We start from the raw sequence: 11665 nt of genomic DNA on the forward strand, positions 1-11665 counted from the left end.
TATCAGCATAATCGATGCGAGTAGTAATTCCGATGCGGCAAAGTTATGTGCAGAGGGGAAAGTCGACGCATGTATTACCACTGAATCAGCTAGAAATATTCATGGACTTAAAACTGTTCATGAATTTGGCTCTCCGGAAATGCTCTTTTTTGCAAGCCTTCCACCTTCATCTTCCGAATATTTAAAAGGTCTACATTATGAGTTTAGATAAGATGATATTAATACCTTGTGGCACCGCTTATGTGGGCTCTGATACAGTCTCTGAATCACCAAAGGTATTAGTCGATATCCCTGCGTTTCGCATATCAAAGCATCAGGTAACCAATTCTCAGTTCCGAGCGTTTATAGAATCCGGAGGATATGATAAAGCCGATTTCTGGTCTAAAGACGGCTTTGCATGGCTGAAAGAGAGTAAGCAGATGCAGCCGGCCTTTTGGGACGAAAGCCGATATACCGGGGATAACCAACCCGTAACAGGGATTAGCTTCTACGAAGCAGAGGCCTATGCAAAATGGGCAAATGGTCGTCTGCCAACAGAAGTTGAATGGGAAAAGGCAGCAAGAGGAACTCAGGGTATTACATACCCTTGGGGACAGGATGAGCCGACACTTGCGATAGCCAACTTCTCACCTGACTATGTACCCATTGAAATAGCATCTGTTGATGTTGATAAGTTTCCGAAAAATGTCTCCCCATTTGGCTGTTATCAAATGGCAGGAAACCTGTATGAATGGTGTTCAGATTACTTTCATACCGACACGCCCCAAAAACGTAACATGGATTTCTACCGAGAAGAACGGGTATCCCGTCGCAGAGTTCTGAAAGGAGGCGCATGGACAACCGACGCCTCTCGCCTCCGGGCTGCAGCACGCTGGTCATATACTCCTGACTTACGGGACAACATTATCGGATTTCGTATCGCACAAGATGTAAGGAGTTAACTATGCGTATACCAACATTTTTCTGGGAATATGTCGGCAACAAAGAAAAAGTCATTGTAGAATCAGATGATCATTACCTCGATATTACCGGAATGGTAGAGAGCCCGGTAAGTATTCCTCTTAATGAACTTCACAAGCATATTCCACAGGTCAAAGGTCGCAGACGATTTTACTGCGTAAACGGATGGAGCCTTGAGTGCGAGTGGACAGGATTCAGGCTCGCTGACTTTCTTGCCCTTGCCAACCCACAAGGCAAGTTTGTGAAAGCCACCAGCCTTGGCGGCTATGTTGATACAACTTCTATAGAGACGCTGCTGCGCGGAGATAGCTGGTTAGTTACCCACATGGATGGAGAGCCTCTTTCATTTAAGCGGGGGCAGCCAGTCAGGCTAATGGTGTTCGATCTCTATCAGTTCAAGGGTGTAAAGGCACTAAAATCAATTGAAATAACGGATACCTACGAAAAGGGAACATGGTCATCTGTTGGATATACCGATGCAACCATTCAGCCATATCCCCATAAAGCGATTGACTTGGATAAAGAGCGAATGCCCGAGCCCCACCTTCTGGAGTTATTCGAAAAAAGCCAGATTGAAGGAGAGTCATTGTGAGTAATGTGTTCGAAAACAAAATCGTCATTATCATTGATGATGGTATGAACAAAGGGGTAACGGCTAACAGGTCTGCGGTTTTGATGTCGGGGCTTGCTGCAAAATACCCTGCTATTGTCGGCAAAAACCACGTAACACGGGATAACATCAGTGTCGAAGGCTTTACTCAGTTACCGGTTATTATCCTCACGCGACCTGAAGATAAAACATATAGCGACCTGATTAAATCGATCCGGCAAGCGGGTTGTTATCACACTATGTTCCTGAGGCGGGCAGAAGGCGTCCGGTCATATGCTGACTATTCTGAATCCATATCGGAAGACAACTTTGATGAACTGGATATTGATGGCGTAGTGATATACGGAAAAAGGAAAAAAGTAGATAAGTTGACCAAAAACTTGCCTTCTTTGAGGTAGCTATGAATCTTACGGAACTACTTTCTTTGCTGGCGATTACCACTATTACCATTATTACCCCCGGCCCCGATTTTCTGATTGTTTCCCGAAACTCTATAGTCGGCTCCCGACGAGCGGGGATAATAACGGCTTTTGGCGTGTCGACCGCTATTTGGGTTCATATCACCTACTCGATATGCATTATCCGTTTGGCTTCCGTACATTCCGTTTTTTTAATGGATTTCATGAAGTATTGCGGCGCTAGTTATTTGCTTTACTTGGGTTACCTTTCTCTGAGACCAAGCCAGACTTCAGCAGGGCAGCCGAAAGACAAAAAACGAGAAAACTACTGGATACAGGGTTTTCTCAATAACCTATTTAACCCAAAGGCCACCTTGTTCTTTATTAGCGTATTCAGTCAGGTAATTTCTACGGATACCGTGTTACTAGATCAAATTAAGTATGGGCTTGTTATTACAGCAATCTGCTTAAGCTGGTTTACGCTTGTGCCTTGCCTGTTAACGACGGAGCGAATAGCACCATCAATGCACAAAATACTGAAACCATTAGAAAAATTGGCCGGTATATTGTTTATCGCTTATTCCTTAAATACATTCCTGTTAATGTAAATGTATAGATAATTGATAGCATCAAAATGAATAGTCAATAAATGGTTTATAGCCATTCCAACCATACAGTTATTAAAACGCACTCAGGCTGAAGTCTTCATGCCTTGATAGTTATCATGACGTTGTATTGTTTTAAAGCGTCATGATATCTATCTCTGCTGTCAGAAAAAATTAGAGTTCAGAAAGTTTGAACGTTACGGAATAGATATTCGAATGTACGATTGAGCAGAAATCCTTATTTAGCGATTTCTTTTTGAGTTTCGGAGCACCACTGGTTAGCTGTTTGAAATAAGAATATGGGGGTTGCAAACTAATATGAATAGACCTTGAATGATTTTTTGTACTAACACGCAACGGGGCAAATCTGAGCTGGGACAAACAACACATAAAAGTGCCCCTCTGAACAGAAATATCATTGAGTAACGTATCTAAGTGACTATGTCAGGAATTAGAAAAGATATGTCGGCTTATGGAGTAATTAGCAAACGTGTTGCTTAAACCATAAGATGACATAGCATCACTCAGTTAGCGCTCAATAGAAAAGCTAAAGATAAACCTGATAATAATAGCCTCTATGATCAGCAATATCATAGAGGCTATGATTCAGTTAAAGAACACGCTTCATCTGAGCATAATCGCCGTTGGTTCTAAGGATAACCATAACCGTTTTATCGTTACGGTTACGGAAAAACCAACCGTGATTCCCAGTAAATGCTGCGACTATCTCACCTTCATCACTAGGAACGCCGCGACCTTTTTTATAACTAATCGAGTTACCATTTCCGTCACCATGAGTGTCGTAATTAACAGAACCACCTTTCGATATCCATTCAAATTGAGCTGTTTGGCCTTTTTCCATCACCAATTTAACTTCAGCCCCTTGCCCTGGTTTGAGTGAAAGTATGATTTTATCTTTCCAAACAGGCTCTGTGGCCACACTACTCTCAGGTTGTGGAGTACCCTCTACAGGTTTAGTCCTAACAGGCTCTTTTTCAACCGTTTTCACTGCGGTGATAACTTCACTGCTAGCTTTATCCTCTTCGGCCTCTTGAGCTAGCTGAGCCTTAATCTCTCCCATTTCTGTTAATCCTAACGATTTACCTACACCAGTTGGGTCAATGGCATATTCAGCAGGTAAAATAACGGTAACGAGTAGTACGATGGCTGTTCCTAACGCAATAAAGGTTGAGCGGACTAGTTGCTTGGTTGTCGGTAGCTCTGCACGAGTTGGCATATCTGTGTTGTACATGATTGATTCCTTTTCTATTTACTGAGCGACAACGTAGCCCGTTAATTGATAACCGATGAGCATGAAACCCAAGCTCATCATAACGACATTGACTGAGTAGGCTTGGCGATAAAAACTGGTATGTCGCCTCCAAAAGCCCATCACAATCAAAATGGTGCCAAGCGCAATCAGCTGCCCAATTTCCACACCAATGTTGAACGCCAGTAGATTAGGAATTAATCCATCAGGAGAAATGTCATATTCAATGATTTTTGACGATAGCCCGAAGCCATGACAGAACCCAAACAGCAAGGTCGCTAGTTTGGTGTTGGGTTGTACGCCGAACCATCGTTGAAATGCCCCTAAATTGTCCATCGCCTTATAAACGACAGACAACCCGATGATGGCATCAATGATGTAGCTGTTAATGCCGATGTTGAAGTACACCCCAAGCAGCATGGTAGACGAATGCCCAATTGCAAAAAGGCTCACATACAGCGCGATATGCTTCATTTTGTAGAGAAAGAAAATCACACCAAATAGAAACAGAATATGGTCGTATCCTGTCACCATGTGCTTCGCCCCTAAATACATAAACGCAATAATGTTGGTGCCCGTGATTTCTTGAATATAACCTTTATCACCTTGTGCAACGGCATGAGCAAAAACGTCTGTGCTCATGATCGTGAGTAAGGTGAGGGTGAGATAAAGCATCCCCTTACGAAGCAACGTAGCCAAAACAGCAGGCAACGTACTTTCTTCGCGTAAAGAGAGTAAGTTCATATAAACTCCATTATTTGTTGAAAATTCATTAGCCGCGTATTACGGCTGTTATCAAGCAAATAACAAAACTCTTGGGGGGCGCTCTATTCTGAAAGGTTTATAGATAGGTGTTCCGCTAATCAGCCTGTCATAGGTTGATACCATCAAACCAGCCAAGACAATGTGATTAACAGCCTTTATAGACGCACTATCATAAGTGTGATTATGGTTGCTTGCATCATGTTGAAAGGAATACTCGTCATCGACAGCATGAGTATGAGTATGCCCACTATCGATTGAGGATATTGCAGACAAGCTGTGAGAACGAAACTCGCCTATAGCAGAAGAAGTCATACCAACTGCGACGATAAATAGCATGAGCAGACTAATACATTGTGTTAGTGCTTTAGAAAACATACACCATCGCCGACATTTGGATGAATCATAAAAGTTAGAAAAACTTGAAATGTTATATTATAACAAAACCAAGATATCAACTGTCATATGCTAAATTATGTAAGTTCTATCCCAAATTCTTTGGCCAACAACACTACGATAATAAAGCAGACAATCGAGGTAATGGTGCAGATAACCTAAAGAGAACCAAAACGAGTACCGGTTTAGCAAAAAAGGAAAAATCAGAAGCAGCTCAGCACCTGAGTAAGCAAAATCATAGCAGTTGGGTTGCACTATGAATTGGAGATGATAGAGACAAAGTTATTGTGATCTACAATGTGTTACTGGGAAGAGGTTGTACTAGATATATTATTGAAAAATAATAATATTTCAGATGGGTGGAAGCCCCCACCAGCCACATCCCGGCACACACGTCGCCTGCTGCGGTTGCTCCCTTCCGGGCCTGGCCGAGTTCACAGGTTAGTGTTGCGGGAGGACCAATGGGGGCCTCCATAGATTCGTTGTCTCGTTTCGAGAACGGGGGTGATTATCCGCTAACGCCTGCGACAATGCAAGGGGGCAATCCCCCTTATTGGACTGACTGCTGATTTATTACCCAGATAATACCGCTTAGATAATATAACCAGCATAACAGCCTGAATAAAAAGCAGGTTTACAGCTCTTCTTCTTCCGGCTCTTCCAGCAAGAACTCGCCCAGCAGCGCCCCACCCAGAACCAGCAACCAGGCCACCAGTACCGGGTTCGGTACTTCAAAGTACGGCACCAGTACCAGCGTTGCAAAGCCGACGGCCGGCAAGACCCAGGCAAGACGTGGCACCCACTCACGCAGCTTGCCTTTCATCATCTCCTGCATCGAGGCTATCAGGCCTGTGACGCACAGGGCCACCAGTGCGGCATGCTCCATGCCGCCAACCCACAGCGGGATCACCAGAAACAGCGGCCACCAGGTGTTACCCTCGACCGGACGCCAGCTGCGGGCCACATACCAGATCAGGGTGACAGCCAGAACCTGGATCACCGTATAGGATGCATACCCTGGCAGTTTGCCTTCACCCTGAAGTGCCATCAGGCCAACATCCATGGCCAGCACGATCGAGATCAGCAAGGCTGCCAGCTGCCAACCACTTTTGGGCGAGAAACTGACAGAAAAAACAGGTAACATCATAAAGATACTGATAGACAGGGCCAGAGGCTGTTCCGGTAGCACGGCACCGAATGCGCCGAGTCCGACGAGTAGCAGCCAAGCGCGAAGACCACCTTGCGGTAGCAACCACAAGGCGGGAATAGCCAATGCCAGTGCGGGAAGCTCTCCTTGGCTGTAACCCAAAGCACTGACACCCAACACGGTCAGCGCAATGCTAACCACAACAAGTAACGCGGCATACAACATGGCAGCACCTCCTTGCGTTATCCGATAGTGCGAAGGAGAAAAACAGAATTCAGCAACTATCGGGATGTTTTGTTCGGTTCAGGTATAAATATGGACGATTTTGCGAGTCAAATCTATAGCCAGGTTCACCAAATTCCCCATGGAAAAGTGGCAACTTACGGGGATATTGCCAAATTTGCCGGCTACCCCGGCTATGCACGGCAGGTAGGACGGCTCATGGCGACCCTGCCCGAAGGCTCGAAGCTGCCCTGGCACCGCGTCATCAATGCAAAAGGCATGATTTCCCTGTCCGGGAACGATCTGCAGCGTCAGCGCGAGCGGTTGCTTCAAGAAGGTATTGAGGTTGCTGAATCTGGCAAGCTCAGGCTTGCCAAGTACCGCTGGGACGGAAGATAGGCAAAGTACCTCCACAGCCTGATTCCGCCGTGGAGGATTCTCGTATTACTGAACGTTTACCAGCATCAGGTTGAGCTTGGTCGTCAAAGAGGGATCGGTAATAACGGGATTGGACGTATCAGTAATAAACATCAGCTTGCCGTTCACTTCGATACGGGCACTGACTGAATAGGTATGGTTCGGCTTAATTTCTTCTTTCATAAAGTTAAGCTGAAAATCAAACGGCACCTGCTTGCCGTCAGACAAGAAAGCCTGGCTGCTGATCACCTCGGCAGGGACATCCATTTTTGATACATCAGATAGGGTTACCGTAATACGGGCATTATTCGGTAATGCAATACGCTCTTTATAAGTCAAAGAGCCATCCACTGTTCCCAGATCCGCATCCTGTTTGATTAAATTGGTACAAGCTGAAATAACCAATAACGCGATCAATGCTGAAAGCAGTGTAAATATCTTTTTCATCCCTCTCCCCTTGCAATCAGACACAAACTCTTAACATTGCAATTACCCGTTAATTACACTTGAATTTGTGACCAAGTATCCGTAAAAATCAGCTAATCATATCATGGAACTTGGAGCTCCGATGAGCAAAGAACTGAATGAACTTCTCACTCTGTTACACTTAGAGCAACTTGAACAAGGTTTATTCCGCGGCCAAAGTGAACATTTAGGCTTACCGCAGGTATATGGTGGCCAGGTTATCGGGCAGTCTTTATCTGCTGCCAAAGAAACCGTTGACGAAAACCGCCAGGTTCACTCATTTCACAGCTACTTTCTACGCCCGGGCGATCCGCAAAAACCGATCATCTACGATGTCGAAAACCTGCGTGACGGCAGAAGCTTCAGCACCAGGCGGGTAAAAGCGATTCAATATGGCCGCCCTATCTTTTATCTGACGGCCTCTTATCAGGCTGAAGAGAGCGGGCTGAGCCACCAGTCCACCATGCCGGATGTCCCACCGCCAGAGTCACTGATTTCAGAACAGGCTCTAGTGCAGTCAATCGCCGAGCACCTGCCGAAAGCTGCTGTCGAGACATTTGGCTGCGAAAGACCTATCGAGGTAAGGCCGGTCACCGTCGTCAACCCGCTGGCACCCAAACCAGAGGCCCCCAAGCAATACCTTTGGATCAAGGCCAACGGCGAAATGCCTGATGATCCCCGCATCCACCAGTATGTACTGGCCTACGCCTCAGACTGGGGCTTTTTGGTCACGGCACTGCAGCCCCATGGGGTAACACTGATGACACCGAAAATGAAAGTTGCCACTATCGACCATTCGATGTGGTATCACCGCCCGTTCCGGATGGACGAGTGGCTGCTCTATGCCATCGACAGCCCGTCGGCCAGTGGAGCGCGTGGGCTGGTACGCGGAGAGATTTACAACCAGAAAGGTGAACTGGTGGCCTCGGCGGTCCAGGAAGGACTGATGCGCCAAGGCCAATAGCCGGAACAAAACAGAGGTTGAGCAATCAACCTCTGCTGTAAGCCATCACAAGCAGGTAGCTTTTCATGCCACCTGTCTTAGATAGATATTGTTAAGTAGAGCATTTAAGCCGATAGCTCGGCAACGCCCTGCTCTTCTATCTGGTGCAAGTGCTCGCCCGCCTGTTGCAACTGGTACATTTGCCAGTAATGCCCTTCCTGAGCCAGTAACTGCTGGTGATTACCCCGCTCCGTCACGGCACCATGGCTGAGTACCAATATCTCGTCAGCCTCCATGATGGTCGACAAACGGTGCGCAATCACAACAATACTCATATCCTGACGCAAGGCATTGAGCGCCTGCTGAATATGGTGCTCGGTACCCGAGTCAATATTGGCGGTTGCTTCGTCAAGAATTAAGATCTTTGGCTGCACAACCAGCACCCGCGCCATGGCCAGCAGCTGCTTTTGACCAGCCGACAAATTGGCTTCTCCACTGCCCAGGCGGGTATCCAATCCTTGTTGATAAGCCCGTATTTGCTCGGCGAGCCCTACCTTTTCCAATGCCTGCCAGATCAAAGTGTCGCTGACATCCCGTCCGAGACAGACATTTTCCCTGACGGTATCGTTAAGAACATGCGGGTCTTGCTGCACCATGGCAATTCCCTCCCTCAGTACCGAGTGTTCAAGGGAATCCAGCGGCCTGCCATCGAGCTTCAACTCGCCACTGGTGATCGGATAGAACCCCATCATTAGCGAGGCCAGGGTACTTTTACCGCTGCCGGTATGGCCGACCAAGGCCAGAAAGCCCCGATGCGGCAACTCGACATTGATCCCCTTCAGTACCTGCTGCTTACCATCATAACTAAATGCGACCTCACGGCATTCCAGGCTGCCTGCAGCCAATGGCAGAGCATCATCGCCATAGCGCTGCTGTTTGGCATCGATAAAGCCAAAGATCCGCTCGCTGGCCACTAACGCCTGCTGCAACAAAGAGAGCTGCTGGGTAAGCTCAATCAATGGCTCGGTAACCCGGCCAAGGTAGCTGATGAAGGCATACAACACTCCGACGCCGACCAACTCGGCACCACTGATGCCGAACAGAGCAACCAATGACAACAGCGCCACCCCGGAGAGAAAATCAATCAAGGGCCTAAGCATCAGCCCGTTAAGTTTCATCACCCCAATCTGCGACTCCAGATGGCGCCGAGTCAGGCTGGAAAACTGCTTGCTGAACGCCTGCTCCTGGCGCATCAGCTGGATCAGGCTCATGCCCTGAATGGACTCACTCATCGAGGCATTGATATCGGCCAGCAGATCACGCATTTTCCGGTATGCATCCGCACTTTTACGCTGATAGAGCACCATCACGGCAACAACCGCAGGCAGCAATACCAAAACCACCATGGTCAGGCGCCAGCTCAGCATGCTCATGACCACCAGCATCACGCTGATAAAAATCACATTCTTCAGTACCGTACCAATCACGAAGACGTAAAAATCCTTGATCGACTCGGTATCATTGGTGATCCGGGAGATCAACTTACCGGTCGGCATATAATCAAAGGCAGACAACGGCTGGTTAAGCACTTTGCCAAACAACTGCTTGCGGACCGTCTGCACCACACCGATGGCGATTTCGTTAAACCTCAGAGCCTGCACATACTTAAACCACGCCGCTATCCCCATCAGGGCGATATAGGCCAGTGCCAGCCCTGCCACCATATCCAGCGGGTACTCATCTTTGGCGATATAGTTATCGATAAAGTGCTGGATCATCCAGGGACCAGAAACATCCGCCAGCGAAGCCACCAACAGCAGGCCAACGGCAATCGCCAGTTTTTTCTTATCATGCAAGGCATAACCCAGCAGCCGTTTGAGGACAACTTTATTTACGGCTTTCCCTGTCATTTCGCCTCCTTAATTGCCTGCTCCAGTTGTTGATAGCGGTACATTTCACCGTACCAGCTTCCCGCTCCAATCAAGGTCTGGTGATCACCCTGCTCGGCTATCTGGCCATGCTGCAACACCAGAACAGTATCCGCTTGCTCCAGCGCCGTCAGGCGGTGAGCAATAACGATAACCGTCTGTTTCTGTTGCTCCCTCAAGTTAGCCAGGATCCGGTGTTCTGTTTTACCGTCAACCGCAGACAACGCATCATCCAGAACCAGAATTTCCGCCTCTAGCAACAAGGCCCGGGCAATCGAAATACGTTGCTTTTGTCCGCCCGACAAGGTGATCCCCTTCTCGCCGACCAAGGTCTCGTAACCATCCGGGAACTGGATAATATCGTCATCGATACAGGCTGCCTTAGCTGCCGCGCGGATCTGCTCCATAGAGGCGTCCGGCCTGCCAAGGGCAATGTTTTCAGCAATTGAGCGCGAGAACAGAAACGGGCTTTGGCTGACAACAGCAAACCGGCTCCGCCAATGGTTAAGGTCGGCTTCGGTTATACTGATCCCGCCATAGCGGATACTGCCCTGTTTTAATTCCTGCTGACGCAATAGCAAAGAGAGTAAGGTGGACTTACCGCTACCAATCGGCCCGGCTATGCCGAGCATCTGACCCGGCTGCAAGGTAACATTTACCTCGCTCAGCGCCGGCTGCGTCTGCCCGTTCCAATAAAACGCCTCGATATCAACCTGCAAGTCCTGCTGCGTGGCAGCCAGGGCGGCATCACCGCTGACAATTTCCGGAGCCTCGTCAAAGATATGCTGAAGTCGCTTCCAGGCAGCCGAGCCTCGCTCGAGAATATTGAACAGCCAGGCCATGGCCAGCATTGGCCAGATCATTAATCCCTGATATAGCGCAAATGCGGTCAGATCACCCAATGTCAGACGCCCCTGAGAGACCATATAGCCGCCACCAGCGATACTGAGAAAGAATGACATTCCAATCGTCAACTGGATCACAGGATCAAACTTGGCATCGACCTTTTCCACCGCAAGGTTCTTTTCCCCAACCTTATCGACCACAGTGGCAAAGTCAGCCTGCTGACGCTGCTCCAGGCCAAAGGCACGGATCATTCTCACACCATTGAGGGTTTCCTGTGTTTTATCCGTCAAATCTGAAAATGCCGCCTGGGATTCAGAAAAACAGGTGTGGAGCTGGCGGCCGAAACGAAAGACCGCCATTGCCATGAAAGGCATAGGCAGCAAGGCCAGAATGGTTAGCTCCCAGCTCAACATCGTGGTCATCACAAATAGTACCGCCAGCCCCATGATCAGGGAGTCGGCCGCGGTCAGCACGCCTTCACCGGCAGTCATCACCACGGCATTGACATCATTGGTGGATCGCGCCATCAAATCGCCGGTTTTATAGCGCTCAAAAAACACCGGTGGATGAGAAGAGAAATGACGATAAAGGCGATTACGCAGCACAGTGCCAAGCTCGGCGGCCGCACCGAACAACCAGACCCGCCAAATAATGCGCAGGATATAGACAACGAACCACAGCACGGCAATGCCTGCC

The 11665-nt window shown here is 48.1% G+C and carries 13 protein-coding genes and 1 other RNA gene; 7 read left to right on the forward strand and 7 right to left on the reverse strand.

What is annotated here, in order from left to right; all coding sequences use genetic code 11:
* The 5 genes from MHN01_RS06555 to MHN01_RS06575 all read left to right on the forward strand — a co-directional run.
* Positions 1–211 (forward strand): hypothetical protein (locus MHN01_RS06555; protein WP_239410581.1); only part of this gene is annotated, 211 nt, incomplete at its 5' end.
* Positions 198–941 (forward strand): SUMF1/EgtB/PvdO family nonheme iron enzyme, encoded by a 744-nt coding sequence (locus tag MHN01_RS06560; protein ID WP_239410582.1) that lies wholly within the window; start codon positions 198–200, stop codon positions 939–941. The genes MHN01_RS06555 and MHN01_RS06560, both read left to right, overlap by 14 nt.
* Before the next feature lie 2 nt (positions 942–943).
* Positions 944–1552 carry a molybdopterin-dependent oxidoreductase gene (locus tag MHN01_RS06565; protein ID WP_239410583.1) on the forward strand — a complete coding sequence of 203 codons (609 nt, stop codon included), beginning with the start codon at positions 944–946 and terminating at the stop codon, positions 1550–1552.
* Positions 1549–1968, forward strand: a complete 420-nt coding sequence (locus tag MHN01_RS06570) for a DUF2000 domain-containing protein (protein WP_239410584.1) — start codon at positions 1549–1551, stop codon at positions 1966–1968. Before MHN01_RS06565 ends, MHN01_RS06570 begins: the two co-directional genes overlap by 4 nt.
* Before the next feature lie 2 nt (positions 1969–1970).
* On the forward strand, positions 1971–2576 hold the full coding sequence (locus tag MHN01_RS06575; protein ID WP_239410585.1) for a LysE family translocator: 606 nt from the start codon (positions 1971–1973) through the stop codon (positions 2574–2576).
* Positions 2577–3183: 607 nt separating this feature from the next.
* Here MHN01_RS06575 and MHN01_RS06580 read toward each other — a convergent pair.
* The 4 genes from MHN01_RS06580 to MHN01_RS06595 all read right to left on the reverse strand — a co-directional run bounded on the left by MHN01_RS06580 (position 3184) and on the right by MHN01_RS06595 (position 6373).
* Positions 3184–3825: a transmembrane anchor protein gene (locus tag MHN01_RS06580; protein WP_239410586.1), complete on the reverse strand. Its 642-nt coding sequence runs from the start codon at positions 3823–3825 to the stop codon at positions 3184–3186.
* A gap of 18 nt (positions 3826–3843) precedes the next feature.
* The gene (locus tag MHN01_RS06585; protein WP_239410587.1) at positions 3844–4587 is read right to left on the reverse strand and encodes a HupE/UreJ family protein; all 744 of its coding nucleotides are present in this window, start codon (positions 4585–4587) and stop codon (positions 3844–3846) included.
* 781 nt (positions 4588–5368) lie between these two features.
* Positions 5369–5465: signal recognition particle sRNA small type (ffs, locus tag MHN01_RS06590), an RNA gene on the reverse strand.
* A gap of 170 nt (positions 5466–5635) precedes the next feature.
* Positions 5636–6373 carry a hypothetical protein gene (locus MHN01_RS06595; RefSeq protein WP_239410588.1) on the reverse strand — a complete coding sequence of 246 codons (738 nt, stop codon included), beginning with the start codon at positions 6371–6373 and terminating at the stop codon, positions 5636–5638.
* A 90-nt stretch (positions 6374–6463) separates the two neighbouring features.
* Between MHN01_RS06595 and MHN01_RS06600 the strand changes: the two genes are divergently transcribed.
* Positions 6464–6769: an MGMT family protein gene (locus MHN01_RS06600; RefSeq protein ID WP_075761842.1), complete on the forward strand. Its 306-nt coding sequence runs from the start codon at positions 6464–6466 to the stop codon at positions 6767–6769.
* A gap of 45 nt (positions 6770–6814) precedes the next feature.
* Here MHN01_RS06600 and MHN01_RS06605 read toward each other — a convergent pair whose 3' ends face one another.
* Positions 6815–7234 carry a YbaY family lipoprotein gene (locus tag MHN01_RS06605; RefSeq protein WP_239410589.1) on the reverse strand — a complete coding sequence of 140 codons (420 nt, stop codon included), beginning with the start codon at positions 7232–7234 and terminating at the stop codon, positions 6815–6817.
* A gap of 121 nt (positions 7235–7355) precedes the next feature.
* Between MHN01_RS06605 and tesB the strand changes: the two genes are divergently transcribed.
* Positions 7356–8216, forward strand: coding sequence for an acyl-CoA thioesterase II (gene tesB, locus MHN01_RS06610; RefSeq protein WP_239410590.1), 861 nt, complete (start codon positions 7356–7358; stop codon positions 8214–8216).
* Positions 8217–8320: 104 nt separating this feature from the next.
* Here tesB and MHN01_RS06615 read toward each other — a convergent pair whose 3' ends face one another.
* Both MHN01_RS06615 and MHN01_RS06620 read right to left on the reverse strand, forming a co-directional pair.
* The gene (locus MHN01_RS06615; RefSeq protein WP_239410591.1) at positions 8321–10105 is read right to left on the reverse strand and encodes a SmdB family multidrug efflux ABC transporter permease/ATP-binding protein; all 1785 of its coding nucleotides are present in this window, start codon (positions 10103–10105) and stop codon (positions 8321–8323) included.
* Positions 10102–11665 (reverse strand): ATP-binding cassette domain-containing protein (locus MHN01_RS06620; RefSeq protein WP_239410592.1); only part of this gene is annotated, 1564 nt, incomplete at its 5' end. The genes MHN01_RS06615 and MHN01_RS06620, both read right to left, overlap by 4 nt.

This window comes from Photobacterium sp. OFAV2-7 (genome assembly GCF_022347985.1).
Taxonomy (GTDB): Bacteria; Pseudomonadota; Gammaproteobacteria; order Enterobacterales; family Vibrionaceae; genus Photobacterium.